This is a genomic window from Acinetobacter sp. AHP123, assembly GCF_023757925.1.
GTDB lineage: Bacteria > Pseudomonadota > Gammaproteobacteria > Pseudomonadales > Moraxellaceae > Acinetobacter > Acinetobacter oleivorans.
In genome coordinates, this window is the sequence record NZ_CP092454.1 from 2,840,667 (window position 1) to 2,862,904 (window position 22,238).

At 38.5% G+C, this 22,238-nt stretch carries 18 protein-coding genes; 11 read left to right on the top strand and 7 right to left on the bottom strand.

Annotated elements, in window-relative coordinates; translation table 11 throughout:
• Nucleotides 1-213 precede the first annotated feature (213 nt).
• The 3 genes from MJX77_RS13565 to MJX77_RS13575 are packed head-to-tail and all read right to left on the bottom strand — an operon-like array spanning nucleotide 214 to nucleotide 2,177.
• The gene (locus MJX77_RS13565) at nucleotides 214-822 is read right to left on the bottom strand and encodes an OB-fold-containig protein (protein ID WP_005306154.1); all 609 of its coding nucleotides are present in this window, start codon (nucleotides 820-822) and stop codon (nucleotides 214-216) included.
• Between the two features lie 25 nt (nucleotides 823-847).
• Nucleotides 848-1,156: a Rieske (2Fe-2S) protein gene (locus MJX77_RS13570; RefSeq protein WP_003652095.1), complete on the bottom strand. Its 309-nt coding sequence runs from the start codon at nucleotides 1,154-1,156 to the stop codon at nucleotides 848-850.
• Between the two features lie 16 nt (nucleotides 1,157-1,172).
• Complete coding sequence (locus MJX77_RS13575) at nucleotides 1,173-2,177, bottom strand: adenosine kinase (RefSeq protein ID WP_199943245.1); 1,005 nt, start codon at nucleotides 2,175-2,177, stop codon at nucleotides 1,173-1,175.
• A gap of 237 nt (nucleotides 2,178-2,414) precedes the next feature.
• Between MJX77_RS13575 and MJX77_RS13580 the strand changes: the two genes are divergently transcribed.
• From MJX77_RS13580 to MJX77_RS13590, 3 genes are all read left to right on the top strand, one after another.
• A complete protein-coding gene (locus tag MJX77_RS13580) occupies nucleotides 2,415-4,505 on the top strand; it encodes a TonB-dependent receptor (protein ID WP_252059347.1) in 2,091 nt (696 codons plus the stop codon).
• Between the two features lie 251 nt (nucleotides 4,506-4,756).
• On the top strand, nucleotides 4,757-7,696 hold the full coding sequence (locus MJX77_RS13585) for an insulinase family protein (RefSeq protein WP_252059348.1): 2,940 nt from the start codon (nucleotides 4,757-4,759) through the stop codon (nucleotides 7,694-7,696).
• Nucleotides 7,697-7,716: 20 nt separating this feature from the next.
• Nucleotides 7,717-8,868 (top strand): phospholipase A, encoded by a 1,152-nt coding sequence (locus MJX77_RS13590; RefSeq protein WP_005306142.1) that lies wholly within the window; start codon nucleotides 7,717-7,719, stop codon nucleotides 8,866-8,868.
• 42 nt (nucleotides 8,869-8,910) lie between these two features.
• Here MJX77_RS13590 and MJX77_RS13595 read toward each other — a convergent pair whose 3' ends face one another.
• From MJX77_RS13595 to ilvA, 3 genes are all read right to left on the bottom strand, one after another.
• Nucleotides 8,911-10,248: a TrkH family potassium uptake protein gene (locus MJX77_RS13595; protein WP_174743128.1), complete on the bottom strand. Its 1,338-nt coding sequence runs from the start codon at nucleotides 10,246-10,248 to the stop codon at nucleotides 8,911-8,913.
• A 17-nt stretch (nucleotides 10,249-10,265) separates the two neighbouring features.
• On the bottom strand, nucleotides 10,266-10,916 hold the full coding sequence (locus MJX77_RS13600) for a potassium channel family protein (protein ID WP_005306134.1): 651 nt from the start codon (nucleotides 10,914-10,916) through the stop codon (nucleotides 10,266-10,268).
• Between the two features lie 145 nt (nucleotides 10,917-11,061).
• Nucleotides 11,062-12,609, bottom strand: coding sequence for a threonine ammonia-lyase, biosynthetic (ilvA, locus tag MJX77_RS13605; RefSeq protein ID WP_171056849.1), 1,548 nt, complete (start codon nucleotides 12,607-12,609; stop codon nucleotides 11,062-11,064).
• Between the two features lie 101 nt (nucleotides 12,610-12,710).
• Here ilvA and rpiA point away from each other — a divergent pair, with 101 nt between their 5' ends.
• The gene (gene rpiA / locus MJX77_RS13610; protein ID WP_049836852.1) at nucleotides 12,711-13,382 is read left to right on the top strand and encodes a ribose-5-phosphate isomerase RpiA; all 672 of its coding nucleotides are present in this window, start codon (nucleotides 12,711-12,713) and stop codon (nucleotides 13,380-13,382) included.
• Nucleotides 13,382-14,062 carry a YgjP family zinc-dependent metalloprotease gene (locus tag MJX77_RS13615; RefSeq protein ID WP_252059349.1) on the top strand — a complete coding sequence of 227 codons (681 nt, stop codon included), beginning with the start codon at nucleotides 13,382-13,384 and terminating at the stop codon, nucleotides 14,060-14,062. Before rpiA ends, MJX77_RS13615 begins: the two co-directional genes overlap by 1 nt.
• Here MJX77_RS13615 and MJX77_RS13620 read toward each other — a convergent pair.
• Nucleotides 14,059-15,582: a hypothetical protein gene (locus tag MJX77_RS13620; protein WP_252059350.1), complete on the bottom strand. Its 1,524-nt coding sequence runs from the start codon at nucleotides 15,580-15,582 to the stop codon at nucleotides 14,059-14,061. The genes MJX77_RS13615 and MJX77_RS13620 overlap by 4 nt on opposite strands.
• A 184-nt stretch (nucleotides 15,583-15,766) precedes the next feature.
• Between MJX77_RS13620 and argC the strand changes: the two genes are divergently transcribed.
• The 6 genes from argC to MJX77_RS13650 all read left to right on the top strand — a co-directional run bounded on the left by argC (nucleotide 15,767) and on the right by MJX77_RS13650 (nucleotide 22,210).
• On the top strand, nucleotides 15,767-16,822 hold the full coding sequence (argC, locus tag MJX77_RS13625) for an N-acetyl-gamma-glutamyl-phosphate reductase (protein WP_081402179.1): 1,056 nt from the start codon (nucleotides 15,767-15,769) through the stop codon (nucleotides 16,820-16,822).
• 75 nt (nucleotides 16,823-16,897) lie between these two features.
• A complete protein-coding gene (locus MJX77_RS13630; protein WP_080645537.1) occupies nucleotides 16,898-17,656 on the top strand; it encodes a DUF6776 family protein in 759 nt (252 codons plus the stop codon).
• Nucleotides 17,657-17,665: 9 nt separating this feature from the next.
• Nucleotides 17,666-18,079, top strand: coding sequence for an ATP-dependent Clp protease adapter ClpS (gene clpS / locus MJX77_RS13635; RefSeq protein WP_002121129.1), 414 nt, complete (start codon nucleotides 17,666-17,668; stop codon nucleotides 18,077-18,079).
• Between the two features lie 9 nt (nucleotides 18,080-18,088).
• Complete coding sequence (gene clpA, locus MJX77_RS13640; RefSeq protein WP_005306114.1) at nucleotides 18,089-20,365, top strand: ATP-dependent Clp protease ATP-binding subunit ClpA; 2,277 nt, start codon at nucleotides 18,089-18,091, stop codon at nucleotides 20,363-20,365.
• 3 nt (nucleotides 20,366-20,368) lie between these two features.
• Nucleotides 20,369-20,731 carry a YnfA family protein gene (locus MJX77_RS13645; protein ID WP_151767973.1) on the top strand — a complete coding sequence of 121 codons (363 nt, stop codon included), beginning with the start codon at nucleotides 20,369-20,371 and terminating at the stop codon, nucleotides 20,729-20,731.
• A gap of 423 nt (nucleotides 20,732-21,154) precedes the next feature.
• Nucleotides 21,155-22,210, top strand: coding sequence for a 3-deoxy-7-phosphoheptulonate synthase (locus MJX77_RS13650; RefSeq protein ID WP_252059351.1), 1,056 nt, complete (start codon nucleotides 21,155-21,157; stop codon nucleotides 22,208-22,210).
• The last annotated feature ends 28 nt before the right edge of the window (nucleotides 22,211-22,238 follow it).

Genomic DNA, 22,238 nt, shown 5'->3' on the forward strand with positions numbered 1-22,238 from the left:
CCTACTAAAACACTTGTAAATAAAAATATAAAGTTTATTAAAATGGTTTGTTTTAATTTAATACCAACTAAAATGGTTGCATATAATATTTATTAAATTTATTTCCAACTAAAGTGCTCGGGATAATAAATATTAATTAAGAAAGAAAATAACAAAATGCAGGCGTAATGAAGCCTGCAAAAAGTGATAAGAAACTACACGAATAATTAAGAGTTAATCGGGTGCAAAAAGATCGTTAGATACAGAAATTTTCTTAGCTACATAATGACTTTTATGAACTCTGACAAGAATAACTTGAGAGTATAATTCGAGTTCGCCGTACTCTGGTTCTACTTGAACGTAATGTAGCTGACCAAATTCATCACGCACGCGGGCTTGGGCAGAAAATCCAGGTCTGGCATTACCACTAGAAATGGTTGCTAATCGGCCTAAAAGGTTATAGTTTGTATGAGTGAGCTTGGGCTTAATCACTTGGTCAAGGCAGTGAATCATGAACACAGTAAAAAAGATTGCGATCACAAGTGCAGGGACGATTAAATAAAATGGGGAAATAAAATAATGTTGTATTGCGAAGAAAGAGAGTTGTAAAAAGTAACCTGCATAACTGAAATTGATAAGTAAAAAAACGAAAATTAGAGCTTTAGAAAATTTAACATTAAGTAGCGGTGAATTAGAAAGCCAATCGGGTGCAATTTTTTTGAGTAATTGACTTGGACGGAGTCCAATATACATACCAATGGTTTCTACCACGCTGAGCAATATCAAAGCCACTACACTTAAGTGAAATGGCATAAGATAATAATTGAAAAAGAAATCAGCCATGGCAGAAACTCTAATGTTTATAGCTTCAGTCTACGATATAGATACCGCCATCTGAATGTACTTTAAGCTCAACTTTATTTAAAAAATCGCCTAAACATGGCCCAGAAATACATTCACCTGTTTCCACGGTAAATAAAGCACCATGAGTAGAACATTGGATGTATTCTTGATCTTGGTCAAGAAATTGATTTTCTAAATATTCAAGCTCAGTTTGCAAATGAGGGCATAAATTCTGATAAGCATAGAATGCGCCGTCACGTTGCGTAACGAAAATAGTCGTTCCTTGTAAAGTGTCAAAAGCTCTAGCTTCACGCTCAGGAACTTCTTCCGTCATACAGATCCTTTCCATTTCAAGCACATTCCTTCTGAAAATTTTCAAGAAGTTTAGCATAATCATTAATTGCTAAACGTGGACCAAATTGAGAAACAACTTCACTCGAAATTAAGACAGCTAACTGTGCAGCAGCATTTAAATCTTGATGATGGTTGAGGGCATAAAGGAATGCGCCTGCAAATGCATCGCCTGCACCATTTGTATCAACGGCTTCTACATGACGGCCTGCCACATGGAAATGTTGGGTAGGGTTAGAAACTAAAGCACCTTTAGCACTTTGTGTAATAACTACTGTATGATTTTTAAAACGTAATTGAGCAAGAGCATCTTCTACAGATGTTGTATTGGTATACATTAAGGCTTCTTGTTCATTACAAAATAGTAAATCTACGCCATCATCCATAAGCTCTTCCAAGCCTTCGCGAGCGTATTGCACCATCGCAGGATCTGAAAGAGACAGGGCAATTTTAACACCATTTGCTTTTGCAATTTCTCTTGCTTGTTTTACAGCTTTACGCGCTGTTTCACTTGTAGAAAGATAACCTTCAATATAAAGCCATTTTGCTGTTTTTAATGGTTCAAAATCGATTTGATCTTGAGAGAGTTCAGCAGTAATACCCAAATAGGTGTGCATCGTGCGTTCAGAGTCAGGGCTAATGAGTACCATGCAAGTACCTGTCACACCTTCACTGATCGATTTTGGAGTAGTCTTAATGCCAGCTTCATTTAGACCTTGCAGATAGATTGAACCTAAATCATCGTTACCAACACGACAACCATAGAAAGCAGTTCCACCTAATGCACTAAAAGCCACGGTCGTATTTGCTGCTGAACCACCACTCGCTTGACCTTTGTAGTCTTGGTGCTGTTTTAACTCTGCATAAAGAGCAGATTGAGTGTCACCATCGGACAACTGCATTGTGCCTTTTTGCAAGCCTTGTTGATTCAGAAAATCATCAGACACTTTAAATTCTTGGTCGATTAATGCATTACCAATTGCAAAAAGATCTACAGTTGCCATATGTGTTGTCACAAATAAAAAAATCAGGTTGCTAAGTTTACACCATTGCTTGGATTTGCTGTAGTTTGTTGAATAAAATTCAGTTAATTCAGAGATTAATGGAAAATTATTGTTTAACTAAGCTATTGAAATGCTATTTTTAATAAATATTATCAATTAATAATGATTCTTGCTAATATTTACAAATACAGTGTACTTCATTGAAACTTCGCATGAAATTTTTCATAGCGAACTTACATGAAGCGTTCAATTTTATTTATTTCATCAGTTGGGGTTATGACGAGCCATGTATATGCCGTCGAGGCAGAGCAACAGGCTGTAACCAACCTTCCAACAATTTCAGTAAAAGCTGAAAAGGAACAAAGCCTAAAACAAGAAGTGGGACAAGCATCAACTGCAACTAAAGGACTTATGCAATTAAAAGATGTTCCTCAAATCGTAAATGTGGTGCCTAAACAAGTTTTAAGAGAGCAGACTGTCACTTCAATGCAAGGTGCCTTGCAAAACGTTGCTGGTTTGAGCTTTAGTGTAGGTGACGGGCAACGTGATCAGGTCATGATTCGTGGTTTCTCTGCAATCACAGATAATTATGTAGATGGTATTCGTGATGATGCATTGTATTTTCGCGACATGTCGAATGTTGAGCGTATTGAAGTATTAAAAGGGCCTGCTTCTGTATTATATGGACGTGGTTCTGCGGGTGGATTAGTCAATAAAATTAATAAAAAACCAATGGACGAATCTTTGCATGAAGTCAGTCTTATTGGTGCTACAACAGGGCAACGCCGTGCAGAAGTCGATGTGAATGAAAAAGTAGCAGAGAATGTTAAGGTTCGTTTAACTGGAGCAGTTGAAGATTCAGATGGTTATCGTGATCAGGCTTTTTTAAAACGCCAAGCGGTTGCTCCATCTTTACAATGGGATATTTCAGACAAGACTAAGCTTTTAATTCAGGCTGACTATTTGCATGATGACCGTTTAGCAGATCAAGGTTTTCCGACAGATCCAATTACAGGTAAACCAGTTAAAACAAACCCTAAAACTTTTTATGGTGCGTTAAACGGTAAAGAGGTTGGTGATGTTGATACTGAAATTTCAAGCCAAACCATAAGCTTAGATCATGAGTTTAATGATAATCTAAAATATCATGGCGCAGTTCGTCATTATAACTATTCATTAGACCGCCAATATAGTGTTGATTCACATCCCGCTGATAAGTCACAAATTACTTTGACTCAAAATAAGCGTTTACGTAATGAAGATGGCGTGTATGTTCAGCAAGAATTAAGTAGTTTATTTAATACTGGTTTCTTAAAGCACAATACTTTGATTGGTGCGGAATATAGTAAGCAGCACAAAGATGAAATACTTTGGCAAGGTGCTAAAACCACAACTGATTTGTATAACCCTAAATTAGAATACTGGGCGCCGATTAATACAGGCTCAACAGCTGCACGTAATAATAATAGTAATACCTTTGAAAACTACGGTATCTATTTACAAGATTTAATGACAGTTACAGATCAGCTGAAAGTTTTAGTTGGTCTACGCTATGATAATTTGTCACAAGATCGTAATGATAAAGTGAAGTCTCAAATATTAAATAGAACTGATAACACCTATTCTCCAAGAATCGGGGTGGTTTATCAGCCAGTAAGCAATATTTCACTCTACACTTCTTATAATCGATCTTTCCAGCCTTTGGCTGATTCATTTGTTTTATATAAAAATAGTGATGATTTGAGCCCAACAAAAACCGAAAATATTGAGGTCGGTGCGAAGTGGGATGTGAATGATCAGTTGAATGTGACATTGGCTTTGTTTGAAATGAGCCAAACGAATATTCAAAACCAAGATCCTGCAAACCCAAATCAAGCATTGTTGGCGGGTGAGCAAAAAAACAAGGGTGTTGAGCTTTCATTAACAGGTCAATTAACTGATCAATTATCAGTATTGGCAGGCTATTCTTATATGGATGGTAAGATTGAAAAATCTACTATTGGACTGACAGGCAATCATTCTGCGCTTACGCCAAACAATACTGCTAACCTATGGTTAAAATATCAAATTAACGATCATTGGTATGCTGCTGTAGGCGGACGCGGTGAATCATCACGTTTTAGTGCGCCAGATAACAAAAACGTGTTACCAGGTTATGCTGTTGTAAATGCTGCGCTAGGCTATCAAAGTGAACGCTATGATGTGAACTTCAACTTAAATAACCTGTTTGATCGTGATTACTTTGTTTCAGGTCATAGTAACGCAAATGATTCAAACATGATGGGCGATCCACTGAATGCTCAAATTGCACTTCGTTATCGTTTTTAAGTAAAAGTTTTTCTAAAAGCCCATCGACTTGATGGGCTTTTTTATTTATTGGTTAATATATAAATAGAATTAAAAGCTTTTGTTCTGGTAGGATAAAACGTTCATGGCTATGTGCTTGATATCAAAGCCGTGCCAATGAAAACTAATACTCAACAAAAACATAGTATTTTACTTGGCTTTTGTTCGCCAATCTCAAGCTGACTCAGGCTATAATGAGACTTATTCACTTATCCGATATGTTAGGAGATCACATGACTGTAGATGTCACTGAAACCATTTCTCAAACTGTTCACCCTGCGTTTCAGTTGCTACGTCAGCACCATGTAGAAGCATTAGATATTTTAGTGTCTGAATATAAGCATAAAGTCACAGGTGCGGTGCATTATCACTTGGCAACTGACTATGATGAAAATGTATTTCTTGTTGCTTTTAGAACACAGCCTATGGACTCTAAAGGCACGGCACATATTTTAGAACATACCGCTTTGTGTGGATCTGAAAAGTTTCCGGTACGTGATCCGTTCTTTTTAATGATTCGCCGTTCTTTAAATACGTTCATGAACGCGTTTACTGCAGCAGATTGGACTGCGTATCCATTTGCTACTCAAAACAAAAAAGATTTCCAAAACTTACTCTCTGTTTATCTTGATGCGGCATTTGCTGCTAATTTGAATCCGCTTGATTTTGCTCAAGAAGGTATTCGTATTGAACTAGAAAATGGGCAACCTGTTTATAAAGGTGTTGTTTTTAATGAAATGAAAGGTGCGATGAGTGCCCCGTCTGACCAACTTTATCATCAGTTGGCTCATCATTTATTTCCTGAAACGACCTATCATTACAACTCAGGCGGTGACCCGAAAGATATTCCTGATTTAACGTATGAGCAGTTAGTCGATTTTTATAAAGTACATTACCATCCAAGTAATGCTGTATTCATGACCTTTGGTAATCAAACAGCATATGAACTGCAAGAGCAATTTGAAAAACTAGCTCTACATAAGTTTTCTGCTGGAACAACTCTATATTCTAAGCCCGAAAAACGTTTGGCAGCACCAATTGAAGTAACAGAAAATTATGGTGTTGATAGTGATGATTTAAAAGATAAAACTTATCATGTTTTATCTTGGTTATTACCAGAAGCAAATGATGTGAAATTGCGTTTGGGAATGCGTTTGGTTGAAGGAATTTTGTTAGAAAATTCAGCTTCACCACTGCGTCATTACCTAGAAACTTGTGGTTATGCTCAATCAACAGGTCCATTGATGGGCGTAGACGACAGTAATTTTGAAATGACTTTCTACTGCGGTGTTCAAGGTTCAAACCCAGAACATGCACAAAGCTTTAGAGATGGGGTTTTAAATATTCTGCGTGATGTTGCTGCAAAACCAATTGACAGTAATTTAGTCGATGCAATCTTGCATCAGATTGAGTTGCATCAGCGTGAAATTAATGGTGACGGTACACCTTATGGCTTAAGTTTAATTTTAAATGGCTTAAGTGGTGCGATTCACCATAATGACCCAATTCAAATTTGGGATGTTGACAGCGCAATTGCACAAGTTAAAGAAGAGTTGAAAGACCCAATGTGGTTATCAAATCTGATTCAAACACATTTGCTAGACAACCCACATCGTGTGCAAATGACTCTAGTTCCAGACCCTACTAAGTCTGTAAAAGAGCAAGAAGCAGAAAAAGCACGTTTAGCTGCTATTGGTGAAAAGTTAACAGATGCTGATAAGGCTGAAATTATCGCTAATACCAAGGCGCTAGAGGAACGTCAAGATACTCCAGACAACCTTGAACTATTACCAAAAGTAGGTTTGGAAGATGTACCTGCTGACTTGCATATTGTGCAGGGGCAGTTACGTGAAATTCTTTGTAATCGTATGGATACACCGTTGAATTTGTACCATGCTGGTACGAACGGTATTTACTATCAACAAGTACTCATTCAGATTCCTGATGATATTGTGAAGTCACCTTACTTCAATTTGCTTTCTATCTTAATGGGTGAAGTAGGTGCAGGTGAATATGACTATCTTGAACTACAAAACTTACAAACAGCTGTAAGTGGTGGTTTAGGAATGGGTGCTTCATTACGTAGTAAAGTTGACGACAAAGATAAAATTAGTGCTTGGTTAACTTTAACGACTAAATCGTTAACTCAGAAGTTTGATGCAATTCATTTATTAAAATTAGCATTTGAACAGCTTCGATTTGATGAGAAAGAGCGAATTATTGAGTTATTGCAACAACGTAAAACACGCTGGCAATCTCGCTTGTCTGGAGCGGGCCATAGTTACGCAATGCAAATCGCGTCACGTAATATGAGTGCATTGGCTCAACGCGATTATCAAAACACTGGTTTAGGTGCATTAAACTGGTTAGGTGAGCTTGTTACTAAGATTACCCAAGACACTGCTGCATATGATGATTTGATTGCAGAATTAAAGCGTATTCATCGTAAATTATTGCAAGCACCTAAACAGTTCTTGCTTGTATGTGAAGAACATCAGTCTGAACGTTTGGTTGAAGAAATCCAAAATGTTTGGGATAAACTAAATTTTGATGCAACTGCAACAGAATTAACTCACGTAGAACAGGCAAATGACAATAATCATGAAGCATGGTTAATTCAGGCAAATGTTCAGTTCTGTGCTTCAGCCTATCAGGCGGTGGACGTGTCGCATCCAGATGCAGCTCCGTTAATGGTATTGGCAGCTTATTTACGTAATGGCTTCTTACACAGCGCCATTCGTGAGAAAGGCGGTGCATACGGTGGTGGAGCAAGTTATGATGGGAATGCATGTTCATTCCGTTTCTATAGTTACCGTGACCCACGTTTAGCAGAAACTTTTAAAGACTTTGAAGCAAGTGTGCAATGGTTATTAAATACGGAACAACAGCCTCATCAGCTTGAAGAAGCGATTCTTGGACTAGTTGCAAGTATGGATAAGCCAGGTTCACCAGCGGGCGAGGCGATTACTGCGTGTTATGCCTTGTTACATGCAAGAACGCCAGCTTTCCGCCGTCTCTTGCGTGAGAGATTGTTGCATGTAACTTTAGATGATTTACAACGTGTTGCTCGTCAATATTTGGTTGAGCAAACTCCTGTAAAAGCTGTAGTTGCACCATTTGCTAAACGTGATGAATTGCAGCAATTAGGTTTTACCATTCAACAAGTTAATTAAAATAAAAATTGGAGATGAACATGGCGTTCAGACAATTTGAACGCACATCTTTACAGCTAAGCATGGGAATCGTGCTTAGCTGTTTGTGTGCGTCTGTGACATATGCTGACACCTTGGCACCTGTAACCCCCGCGACAGTAGATGCATGTGTTGCTCTTGCTTCGAATGCCGATCGTCTGGCTTGTTATGACTCTGTATTTAAACCGTCAGCTTTACCAGTTATTCAAGCTGCGGCTGTACCAGAGCCTGTTAAAAAAATTGATGCACCTGCTGTTCCACCTGAAACTTTTAAAGAGAAGGTGGTAGATACAGTGAGTAATATCAAAATAATTGGTAAAGCACCGAAAATTGAACCTACTACTTCTTTGCTAGATCAACGTTGGGAGTTGTCTGAAAAAAGTAAACTAGGGGTTTGGAATATTCGTGCTTATCAGCCCGTTTATTTACTACCTGTATTCTGGACCAGTGACAAAAATGAGTTGCCACATAGTCCGAACCCAAATAATACGGTAACAGAAGATCAAAATCTGAAATCAACAGAAAGTAAATTTCAGATTTCTTTAAAGACCAAAGCTTGGGAAAATATTTTTGGTAATAATGGTGATTTGTGGGTAGGTTATACCCAATCTTCCCGTTGGCAGACATTTAATGCAGAAGAGTCTCGTCCTTTCCGTGAAACGAATTATGAGCCTGAAGCAAGTTTAATGTTTAGAACAAACTATGAATTGCTTGGTTTAGATGGTCGTCTGCTTGGGGTTACTTTAAACCACCAATCAAATGGTCGTTCAGATCCATTATCTCGTAGCTGGAACCGTGTGATTTTTAACGTTGGATTAGAGCGCGGTAATTTTGCTGTAATGCTTCGTCCATGGATTCGTCTGGAAGAAGACAGCAAAGATGATAATAACCCGGATATTGAAGATTACGTTGGTCGTGGTGATTTAACAGCATTTTATAAGTGGAAGCAGAATGATTTCTCTTTAATGCTGCGTCATTCATTGAAAGGCGGTGATGATTCTCATGGCGCAGTTCAATTTGATTGGGCTTTTCCAATCAGTGGCAAACTGCGTGGACACTTCCAGTTGTTTAATGGTTACGGTGAAAGCTTAATTGACTATAACCACCGAGCAACCTACGCGGGCTTGGGTGTTTCACTCATGAACTGGTACTAAGTTTTTACTTGTAAAAAAGCCGCTTTAAACGCGGCTTTTTTATTATCCAATTTGAATATTGGCTTGGGGATGTTTGAGCCGACTTTTTTTCGGCGTGGCAATTAAATAAGCCAGCGTTAAAGGCCCGAGTCTTCCAGCAAACATGAGCAGGCTTAAAATGAATAAACTACCATTATGCAGCTCTGGCGTGATTCCACGAGAAAGCCCCACTGTACAAGCTGCGGAAACAACCTCAAAAAGCAAGTTCATAAAGTCTGCTTTAGGCTCTAAAAGCAAAATAATAAAGAATCCCATGAAAATGAGTATGCTTGTAATTGCAGTTACAGCTAATGCTTTATACGTCGTTTCGTGTGCGACTGAATGATTAAATATTCGGATTTCATCTGTGCGACGTAAAAAAGAAATTACACTGAGCACTAAAATGACAAAGGTCCCAACTTTAATTCCACCCGCTGTACTAAGCGAACCACCACCAATAAACATAAGCAACATCATGAGTAACGAGCTGCTGTTGGTCATTGCACCTGTATCAATGGTATTAAATCCTGATGAGCGCGGAACAGTGGCTTGAAACCAAGCATTTAACGCTTGATCACCTACACTGAGCATTCCTAGGGTATGAGGATTTTGAGCTTCTAAAGCCCAAATTAAAATAAAGGCAATCAGGTTAATCACTGTAATCGTTGTAAGAATCAGCTTGCTATTCGGAGTGAGTTTTTTCCATTTTTTATTTTGCTTAATATCCATGAGAACTAAAAAGCCAAGGCCACCCAAGGTGTAAAGTATGCTAACAGTTATACAAATCATATAATTGCTTTGAAAACTGATTAAGCTGTTAGAAAATAATGAAAAACCAGCATTGTTAAATGACGAAATGCTGTAAAAAATCGCATAGTACAATCCACGTGCAAAGCCGTAAGTCGGTGTGAAAGCAGTAGTGAGAATAATTGTACCAATAAGCTCAAAAATGAGAGTGTAAGTAACAACTCCTTTAGCAACAAACGTAACTTTTGATAGGCTCGTTTGACCAAGACTATCTTGTGCCATCATTTGCTGTTTAAGGCCAACTTTGGGTGACAAACTTAATGCAGCCAATATGGCAAAAGTCATGAAACCCAAACCACCCGATTGAATCAGCAATAGAATAATGGTTTGTCCGAACAGGGTAAAAGATTCATGAATATTTAAAACAGATAAACCAGTAATTGTGACCGCTGAGGTGGCTGTAAAGAGTGCATCCATCCAGCTCACATGACCTGTATTGGCAAATGGCAGTTTTAATAATAAAGTGCCAAAAATAATAAAGCCCAAAAAACCCAGTGCCAAGAGTGAAGGAGGGCTTAAATTTAATGTTTTATTAGGCTTGGGATATATAGACATATTCTAGATTTCGCCTCTTATGTGAAGCAATGAGAAAGTTTCTTTAACTGAGGTAAATGACCTTCTAAAATAAGAATATCATGCGTTTGCAAGGTGAAATTTTCTTCAGTCTCAAACAAAATTTGCTGCTGTCTTTTTACGAGCAATGTTTTAACCTGTGGTGCTTGCTGCATAATGCCATATAAGTTAATGCCATTAAGCTTGTCAGGAATTTCAATTTTTATAATGTAGTGATCATCTTCTAAAGACATATAGCGACTAACCATTGGATAGTTCAGTGCTTGGGCAACTCGTACCCCCATATCTTCTTCAGGATGAATAATTTTATTGATATTGAGGTGCGACAAAATGGTGTGATGTGCTTTAGTTTTTGCCTTTACCCAAATCTTATCTATACCTAAATTTTTTAAATTGAGTACACATAAGATACTTGCTTCAATATCTTCACCAATTGCGACCACAACTGCATCACAATTTTGAATGTTAAGTTCATCAAGTACGTGTTCGTCAGTCGCATCGGCAATGACGGCATGAGTTAAAACGTCGGCAAGATTTTCAACATTCTTTTTTACCGTATCAATGCCAATAACATCATGATTTAATTTTGTGAGCTCTTGAGCAACAGTTGCTCCAAAACTTCCTAAGCCAATGACTGCAAACTGTGCCATATTGATCCTTGTTTCCTGATTAGACGTTTATTTTTAAGGATATTTTCTTTGAGATAAAGAGAGGCAATGTAAATATGAGGGGAATATTAAAAGAATTGTATGAATAAGCCGACAAATTTATCGGCTTATTCATCAAAATTGAAGATTATTTCAAGAAACGTTTGTAGCCGACATTATTCGTAATTTCTGCATACGGATAACTAATCTGCTCAAGAGTTTCAATTAGACCATCAGGGTTCTGTTTTGCATCGGTTGCTTGTAAACCTACTAAAACACGTCCTTCTGCTGCGCCATGATTGCGGTAATGGAACAACGTAATATTATGGGTTGGGCCTAAACGAGTTAAGAAGGTTAAGAGGGCGCCTGGACGTTCCGGGAACTCAACGCGGAACAATCTTTCATCATCTATATTTGCATGACCACCAATTAAATAACGAATATGTAGTTTGGCAACCTCATCATCAGATAAGTCATCTACTACATAATTCTGTTGCTTTAATTGTTCTAAAATTTCATGACGCTCTGCATCACCACCTTTTAAGCTAATACCGACGAATACTTGCGCTTCATCTGTATTGTTTGCTCGGTAGTTAAACTCGGTAATATTACGACCTTGTAAAGCACGGCAGAAGCCTAGGAATGCGCCTTTTTCTTCAGATAAGGTTACCGCATAGATCGCTTCACGTTGCTCACCTAACTCAGTGCGTTCAGCAATATAACGTAGACGGTCAAAGTTCATATTGGCACCGCATACAATCGATACCATATTTTTATTGCTAATTTTATGTTCGGTAATATATTTCTTGATACCAGCAAGGGCCATTGCACCAGATGGTTCAACAATGCTGCGGTTTTCATCAAACGTATCTTTAATGGCAGCACAGATTTCATCTGTATTTACCGTCACAATATCTGGATCAACAATTGGGCCTGAGTTATCAGACTTGCGCAGACGAATAATATCAAATGGTAAAGCACCAATTTGTGCAACAGCAGTACCATCTGCAAACAATCCTACATGTGGCAAGATTACTCGCTCATTGGCTTCTAAGGCTGCTTTTAAACATGCAGACTCTTCATATTCAACGCCAATAATTTTAACATGGGGTGCAACTTCACCAAGGTAAGCTGCTACGCCTGAAATTAGACCACCACCACCTACAGCAACAAACACATATTCTACATCACGCCATTGACGTAAGATTTCATTTGCAATTGTGCCTTGGCCAGCAATAACAAGTTCATCGTCGTAGGGCGGAATGAATACAAGGCCTTCAACTTCGGCACGTTGCTGTGCATATTTATTTGCTACATCAAAACTATCACCATGTAATACAACTTGACCGCCCAAGCGTTTAACTGCTTGAACTTTAATGTCAGGAGTTGTACTTGGCATTACAATAATTGCTGGAATTCCTAAGCGTTGACCTGACAATGCTACACCTTGAGCATGGTTACCAGCAGAGGCACAAATTACCCCACGTTCGAGTTGTTCTTTAGGTAACTGGCTAATACGGTTATAGGCACCACGTAATTTAAAAGAAAAAACAGGCTGTAAATCTTCGCGCTTAAAACGAATTGTATTATTTAATTTTTGACTAATTCGTGGAGCTGCTTCGAGAGGCGTTTCAATTGCAACATCATAAACCGTTGCTTGTAAAATTTGTCGTACCACACGAGACAGCATGTTCATCTTCCCTATAACAGTTTAAAATAGGAAATTATTGTAGCAAACCCTTGTGCATTTGCGCCGATTATTGGTGCATAAATGTCAAAAAATAGTTGAGTGATGTCATGAGTCTATATGCAACCCAAGATGAAAAGAAACAAGCTGCTGCGAAAGCTGCTTTAAAACACTTGCCCAAAGGCGGCATTTTGGGGGTTGGGACTGGAAGTACCGTAAATTTTCTAATTGATTTATTGCCTGAATTACAATTAGAAGCAGCTGTGGCAAGTTCACAAGCAACTGCTGATCGTCTTAAAAAATTAGGTATCGAAGTTGTAGATATGAACCATGTAGGTGGTTTAGATGCCTATGTTGATGGTGCAGATGAAATTGACCGTCATATGCATATGATTAAAGGTGGTGGTGCTGCATTAACACGTGAAAAAATTGTAGCTTCAATTGCTAAGAAATTTGTTTGTATTGTTGATGATTCAAAATGGGTTGATCAACTTGGACGTGATTTTCCACTTCCAGTAGAAGTTATTCCAATGGCTCGTTCTGCTGTAGCTCGTAAGTTGGTAAGTTTAGGTGGTGACCCAGTTTATCGTGAAGGTGTAGTAACAGATAATGGTAATGTAATTTTAGATGTATTTAATCTTAATATTTTAAATGCACTTGATTTAGAAAAAACCATTAACAATATTCCAGGTGTTGTGACTAATGGTATTTTTGCTTTAAACCCAGCAACGATTGCAATTGTTGCAACAAATAATGGTATTGAAGAGCGTACTGCACAGTAATGTCTGTGGAAATGCCAGAAATTAAAATCGTTCGACACGTAAGAGCAAGAAAATTGCGCTTACGTGTTGAGCCTGCTTCAATCCGTCTCACGGTTCCTTTGTTTTGTAGTAAGAAACAAATTCAGCAGTTTTTGGCTCAATCTGAACAATGGTTGACTGAGACGTGGAATAAGCAACAAAATGTTCAATCGGCATCGATTGAAATTCCTTCTGAGATTTATTTTTTTAATAAAGACCAACCGTTTCAGGTCATTGTTCAAAAGCAGCATCGAGTTTTTCAATTCGATTGGGAAAGTAGTTGTTTATTTCTTAAAGACACGCAGCCATATTTGGCATTACAAAGTGCAGTGATTGCGTTTGCAAAACAAGAGTTACCCGAGCTTTTAAAAGAGTTAAGTGAACACACGCATTTGGCTTATCGGGAATGTACAATTCGCCGTCCGAAAACTCGTTGGGGAAGTTGTAGCAGTCAGCATAATATTATGCTACATGCAGGATTAGTGTTGATGTCACACGAGATTGCTCGTTATGTGGCTATTCATGAATTAGCTCATACTAAACATTTTGACCATAGCCCAGCTTTTTGGGCGGAAGTTGAAAAATACGATCCATATTTTCAAAAACACCGCAGACAACTTAAATCAAATCCGTTGCCTGCATGGTGGTATGTCTCAAATTAACTAAAACTACATTCTAGTTGTGGTGTTTGTAAGTTATCGGGTGCTTTTCGGCTGTCTAAACCTGCTTTAGCACTCACGATTTTATTTGCTTTAATTGATAATTGTATAAAGTTGTATTGCTGCGTTGAGTTATTTGGTTCGGCGGAACTTGAGTTGAGTAAATAACTAGAGCTTGCAGCATCTATTTGCAATAAATTATCTGTACTATCCGCACTTAACGCAGAGCGATAAGTCTGTGATCCTTTAATAAGGTCGATTTGACCATTCGCACGGAAATTAAGCTGGCAACCTGTTGTGGTGTCTTTGTAATGACCCACTAAATAATCTGTAGCAGGTAGTTTTGGGTCGGAAAGATTAATGCTTGTCAAACCTTGTTTGCAAGGATATGCAGAACCGTTGCAGGTGGCTGTAATGCCGCTAAAACCTACAGCACGACGATAATCACCAGCACCATCGATGCGGAAAAAGTCAGTCGTATTTCCGATAGGTACGACGCCTGAATATTGTTTCTTTTGCAGAAGGTCATAACCTGTTTGATCTAGAGTGGATTGGCTTTGGGCATCTGCTAATTTAAAGGTAGCGACTTTTAAATTTGTTGCAAAATTATCGCGTGTAGCTTTTTGATTAGCTGCGATATCTAACAGTGTATTTTTAACTGGATCAATATTATCTGGAGCAGCTGTGAAAATAGGGGTGAATGTTGTTTGATCACCTTGAAGTTTTTTCCCATCTAAAAAGCCATCTTTTAAATCGGTTGCCAAACTTTTAATGAGCTCTTGGTATGTGGTTGTTCCAGCATGAAAAGTTGACCAATATTGTAAGTAGCCAAAGCTAAGATAGCTATCCACATATGTACTAGGTTTTTTAGTTGAATACTGCAATAAATTTAAAACTGTAAGAGGATTGGCTGGACTTAAACTTGGAATATCGGCATCTTTGAATGCATTAAGAAGCGATCTATAAACATCTTGAGAAGCTAAATCTACATGCAATTGCTCAATGCGGGTTGGGTCAATCGTTTCTTGAGGGAGTTGTCCCGAGCGTATCACAGCCCGTTGGTAGACTGCTTCACTGCTTGGGCTGATGAATAGGGTTCTGCCACTTACACTGTTTGGTGTAATAAACGCATGATAAACGCCAGAGAAATTTTGGTATGTTGAAGTAATCGGATCAAATACTTGAGATGAATTTTGAGTCGTAATTTCTACACGATATAAACGACTTAATTTAGCAGTAGGAATTTTGACATTAAAGCTGTTTAAACTTGCAATTGAAGTATCTACTAAAACAGAGTTGGTGGTATTGTCATATACTTTGAGTTGGATATTGCGTATTTCTACAGGAGATTTAACTGTAACATCCGTTGTTGCCTCTGGAGTAGGATCAACAGGTGTTGGAGTGCTTGGTGAACTACCGCTACTACTGCCTCCACCTCCGCAACCTACAAGTGCAGCACTTAAAATTAATGTGCTTAAACCAAGGTAAGTGCGTAATTTTGTTTCTTTTGATTGATGAAGCATCCTAGCTCTCCAAAATTAAATCTGATATTTATTTGCTGATATTTGTTTAGTTCTGACAGTTGAATAAGTGCTATCTAATTGTCGCTAAAATTAAAAAAATTAAAATTACCAAGCATGAAATGGTTTTGTAAGCTTGGACATCCTGTCATACTACAGCACAAGTATAGATTCAAAAATTGAGGTAATGCACGTGATTTCTGTCGGAATTGTTGGTGGAACGGGTTATACAGGCGTTGAACTATTACGTATTTTATTACGACATCCTAAAGCGCAGGTTCGAGTTCTTACTTCACGTACAGAAGCGGGCAAACCAGTTGCAGATATGTTCCCTAATTTACGTGGACATACTGATCTTCAATTTTCTGATTTAAATATTGATGATTTAAAAAAATGTGATGTTGTATTTTTTGCTACACCTCATGGTGTTGCGATGCAGCATGCAAAAGAATTGATTGCGGCTGGTACTAAAGTTATTGATTTGGCAGCTGATTTTCGTTTGCAAAATCTTGAGCAGTTTGAAAAATGGTATGGCATGGAGCATGCTTGCCCAGACGTTTTAGAAAACTCAGTATATGGTTTGGCTGAATTAAACCGCGAAAAAATTAAACAGGCACAAGTTATTGGTAACCCTGGTTGCTACCCCACTACCGTTCAATTAGGTTTGGCACCACTTTTGAAATCAGCGCAAGCATTGATTGAAACAAAAAATATTATTATTGATGCGAAGTCAGGTGTTTCAGGAGCTGGCCGTAAAGCAAGCTTAGGCATGATCTATAGTGAAAATGCTGATAACTTCAAGGCTTATGGCGTTGCGGGTCACCGTCACCATCCTGAAATTGTTGAAGCATTAGAAAATATTTCTGGACAAAAAGGTGGCTTCGAAGGGCTCTTATTTGTTCCTCATTTAGTTCCAATGATTCGCGGTATGCTCAGCACAATTTATGTCGATTTGACAGAAACTGGAAAACAAACTGATATTCAGGCATTGTATGAGCAATTTTACGCAAATGAAAAATTTGTTGATGTGATGCCTGCTAACAGTTCGCCTGAAACACGTAGTGTGCGCGGTGCGAATGAGCTTCGTATTGCTTTATATAAGCCGCAGCCGAATAAACTTATTATTCTTGCGGTACAAGATAACCTTGTGAAGGGTGCATCTGGTCAAGCTGTACAAAATATGAACCTTATGTTCGGCTTTGATGAAGATGAAGGCTTACAAGGGATTGGTTTATTACCATAAAAAACTCTTTTTTGCTTCACACACATTTAAATTTCGATTTAAATGTGTGTCTTGACTCTGATCTTAAACACTGAGATGACGATGCAAAACTCTGGACAGACGACTTCAGCAGAAAGTTCGTTGCAAAAGAAAAATTTTTTAAATACTAATAAACCTTTGTTTATTGGTGCGGCTATTTTAATGAGTGGTTGTCTTGCGCTCGGCTATACAATTGGACACCGTCAAGGTTTAACTGTTGTAGGTTACGATGCAGATGCAGAGCAATTGGTTGAAGTGGTGCAAAAGCAGAAAACAGCTTTAGATGCGGTTAATAAAAGCCTGAACGCTGCGGTACAAGAGCGTGATGTTGCTGTAACAAATGCAAATGATCTGTTTGAAGCTCTTAATCAGGCCAACGCTGATAAAACGCAGCAAGAAGGTATGAGTAATATCTACCGAGATATCTTGAGGCAGCGTGGTGGTTTAAGTTTGACCATTCAAAATTTGGCAATCAAACCTTTGCCTGAAAATGCTTATGAATATCAGTTGGATCTAGTACAGGTAAGCCCAAGTAAGCGCCGTGCTTCAGGATCAATTGAGATAAGACTCATTAAAGATACAGAAGTTTTAGTTGTACCACTTGAAGCTAAAAGCTTTAACTTTACTGACTTCGAGCGCTTAACAGGTCGTTGGACGATGCCCAAAGGTTTTACACCTCAATTTATTGAGGTACGTTTAACAGGCGGCTCTGATACACCAGTTATTAAACGTTTTAGTTGGCAGCGCGGTAAACCTGTCGAAACATCTTCTGCTTTCGTGGCAGAAATTCCTCAAGCTGAAGCAAATTCACAATAGTAACATCCTATGCGAACAAATAAGCGTCAAACAAACTTAAAAGATATTAAGGCTTCTTTTCAGCAGTCTGGTTATGTCGATTGGCACTTCCATCCACGCTTAAGTGATTCGCAAAACGAAGATCATGACGGAGAGGTTGTTGTACAAACAGCACCTCCTGAACTCAAGCGTCCACCATTGTATGCAGTCGTATTAATGAATGACGATTACACGCCAATGGACTTTGTAATTGAAATTTTACAACAATACTTTGCAATGAATCTTGACCAAGCAACTCAAGTAATGCTAACAGTACACTATGAAGGTAAAGGTATTGCTGGGGTATATCCAAGAGACATCGCGGAGACCAAAGCAAACCTTGTTAATAATTACGCTCGATCGCAAGGTCATCCATTACTTTGCCAGATTGAGCCTAAAGCATAAGGGGGTTACATGCTCAGTCGTCAATTAGAAGTATCATTACGTTTGGCTGTTAGCATGGCTCGTCAAAAGAGACATGAGTTTCTTACAGTTGAACATTTATTATTAGCACTACTCGACAACGATTCGGCCGTGAATGCTTTAAAAGCATGTGGGGCTGATATAGTTTCTTTACGTAAAGAATTAGAAGAATATGTAGAACAACATACTCCTAAGCTTGGCGAAAATAGCGAGCAAGCGCCTCATCCAACAGAAAGTTTCGACCGCATTTTGCAACGTGCTATTTTCCACGTGCAATCAAGTGGCGGCGATCGTACTGTTGAAGGCGCAGATGTTTTGGTCGCAATGTATTCAGAGCGTGATTCTTTTGCTGTGTATTTGCTTAAACGTCATCAAATCAATCGATTGACATTGACTCAATACTTGTCTCATGGGACACGTAAAGATGAAGTGCAAGTTGAAGAAGAAGTTGAAGATATTGAGGGTGAAACTAGCGCGGGCAATGCAGGACCATTAGAGCTTTATACGCTGAACTTAAATGTTGAAGCGCAAAAAGGCAAAACTGATCCACTTATTGGTCGTGAAAAAGAAATTGAGCGTACAGCACAAATTCTGTGCCGCCGTCGCAAAAATAACCCATTGCTTGTCGGTGATCCGGGCGTTGGTAAAACCTCGATTGCTGAAGGTTTAGCATGGTTAATTGTGAATGGTAAGGCGCCTAAACCTTTAAGTCAGGCTGAAGTCTATAGCTTAGATATTGGTGCATTAGTTGCTGGGACCAAATATCGCGGTGACTTTGAAAAACGTTTAAAACAGTTGCTTAATGCTTTGAAGAAAAATCCAAATGCGATTTTATTCATTGATGAAATTCATATGATCATTGGCGCAGGCTCAAGTATGGGCAGCACAATGGATGCTTCGAATTTGATCAAACCGGCTTTGGCTAATGGTACTTTACGTTGTATCGGTTCAACGACGTTCCAAGAATATCGTCAGGTTTTTGAAAAAGATCATGCGTTATCACGTCGTTTCCAGAAAATTGACGTCAATGAGCCAAGTATTGCTGAAACAATTGATATTTTGCGTGGCTTGAAATCTAAATTTGAAGATTTCCACCACGTACAATATGACGATAAGGCATTGGTATCAGCTGTAGAGCTTTCTGCTAAATTCATTAATGATCGTTTCTTGCCAGATAAGGCAATTGATGTGATTGACGAAGCTGGTGCTCAGCGTCGTTTGAAAGCTGAAAGCGATGATAGTTTGATTACCGTAGAGAATATCGAAGACATCGTTTCTAAGATTGCTCGTATTCCGCCTAAAACTGTTTCTAAAGATGATAAGTCAGTACTTGAAAATCTTGAGCGTGATTTAAAACGCGTTGTGTTTGGTCAAGACGAAGCGATTACCGCTTTAGGCTCAGCAATCAAGTTGTCTCGTGCTGGGTTGAAATCACCAGATAAGCCAGTAGGTAGTTTCGTTTTTGCTGGCCCAACAGGTGTGGGTAAAACCGAAGTGACTAAGCAACTTGCGAAGCTGTTAGGTGTTGAGCTTGTGCGTTTCGATATGTCTGAATATATGGAACGTCATGCAGTTTCACGCTTAATTGGTGCACCTCCTGGTTATGTGGGTTATGACCAAGGTGGGTTGCTTACTGATGCGATTCATAAGAACCCACACTGTGTTTTATTGCTAGATGAAATTGAGAAAGCACATCCAGATGTGTTTAATCTGTTGCTACAAATCATGGATCATGGTGCTTTAACGGATAACAACGGACGTAAGTCAGACTTTAGAAACGTTATTATTGTCCTGACTACGAATATTGGCGCAGAAAGTATTTCTCGTGCGAGTATTGGTTTTACTGAACAAGATCATAGTTCTGATAACCAAGAAGCAATGAAACGTGCTTTCTCACCAGAGTTCCGTAACCGTCTAGATAGTGTTATTCAATTCAAGTCATTACCAACAACTGTGATTGAGTCTGTGGTTGATAAATTCTTAACAGAATTACAAGCACAACTAGATGACAAACAAGTTGTACTTGATGTGGATCAAAGTGCTCGTGATTGGTTGGCAACAAATGGTTATGACCGCTTGATGGGTGCACGTCCAATGCAACGCCTCATTCAAGAACACTTGAAGAAACCACTAGCTGAAATGATTCTGTTTGGCGAACTTGCAGATCATGGTGGTAATGTGGCTGTATCAGTGAAAAATGAAGATGGCAAAGCTGTCGGCTTAAAACTTGAAGTTTTTGAAGATCATCATACGGCAGAACCAGCGTAACTTATGTTAATTGATAGTCTTGCTATAACCCGAATACTCAGTGTATTCGGGTTATTTATTATCACAGCAATTGCTGAAATTCTTGGTTGTTATTTCCCTTATCTGATTTTAAGAGAAGGCAAGTCTGCTTGGCTGTGGCTACCTACAGCTTTAAGTCTGGCTATCTTTGTATGGCTACTGACTTTACATCCAGCGGCTTCTGGGCGCATTTATGCTGCATATGGCGGTATTTATATTTTTACTGCTCTCATGTGGTTGCGTTTTGTGGATCAGGTTGGATTAACAAGATGGGATATATTGGGTGGTCTAATCGTGCTTTGTGGAGCTGGCTTAATTATTTTACAACCTCAAGGGCTGATTCGTTAATACAATGAGTGAATCAAATCTTAAGCGTGAAAATAAGAAGTTTTTTCTAAAAAAGACTTGTCAAAGCTCTCAACAATGCGTATTTTAGGTTTAAGGAACATTTTTTAATATTTGAGATAAAGATGTTAAATCTATCTGTGAACACTAACGCTTACTATTACTTTTGGCAATTTAGATAGTTGCCTGAGCGTATTCGGGCATGAGAAAGTTGCCCATCACAGTTAATACCTGATCGGCAACCCCGATCAGGTTTTTTTATGCTTTATCTTTTTTGAATCGAGGAACTTAAAATGAACAACATGACTTATTCGTACTTTAGCAACTTTTATTGGTTTTACTTTTGCTTACCTTTACCAACGAATAGATCCAAAACGCTCAAATAAATGATCGGACTGAATAGATTGCAGTCCCAAGGAAAAACCAATGAATGCCCTAAATACTTTATTGACACAAAGCAATACAAAAGAAACACCAGTTAGTTTACCTGTCCAGTTAAAAGCAAAATATCCGCTTGCACACTCTTTCGTGCGTCAAATTGCCGAACATCGCCAAACTATTCAAAATATTCTTAACGGCAACGATCCTCGGTTAATGGTAATTACAGGGCCTTGTTCAATTCATGATCCGGTTGCAGTACTTGAATACGCTGAAAGATTGCAAAAATTACAAGAAAAAGTAAAAAATCAGATTTTTATTGTGATGCGTGCATACATTGAAAAACCTCGTACAACTGTGGGTTGGAAAGGTTTCATGTACGATCCAAATTTAGATGGCTCATCAAATTTACAACTTGGTTTAGAAAAGTCTCGTGAACTTTACCTGCAAATTATTGAAAAGGGTTTACCAATTGCGAGTGAAATTTTAAGTCCAATGGCAACTGGTTATTTTGATGATTTATTGGCTTGGGGCGCAATTGGGGCTCGTACAAGTGAATCTCAGATTCACCGTGAAATCTCAAGCCACATGCCATACAGCATTGGTTTCAAGAATGGTACAGATGGTTCAATTCAGATTGCATTAGATGCAATTCAGTCAGCACAAAATGAACATCAATTTTTAGGAATGAATCAACAAGGTTTGCCTTCAGTGATTCAGAGCGCTGGTAATCCATTACCACACTTGATTTTGCGTGGAGCAAATCATGGACCAAATTATGATTTAGCTTCAATTCAGGCAATACGAGAAAAACACAAACAAAATCTTCCGGCATTAGTTATTGACTGTAGTCATGGTAACAGTACTAAAGATCCGTTGCGTCAGCCAGAAGTTTTACAGCAAATCGTTGCTGAACGTTTAAAAACCCAGGTAAAGGGTGTCATGATTGAAAGTCATTTGGTTGATGGTAGCCAAAAGATTTCTTGTGATATGACTTATGGGCAGTCAGTAACTGATGGTTGTTTAGGTTGGGAAAAAACTGAGCAACTTTTGTTAAGTGTTTCTGAGCAACTAAAAGTGAAAGAGTTAGCTCATTCTGCTTAATCATTTTTCGACTAAAAAGGGATCTACG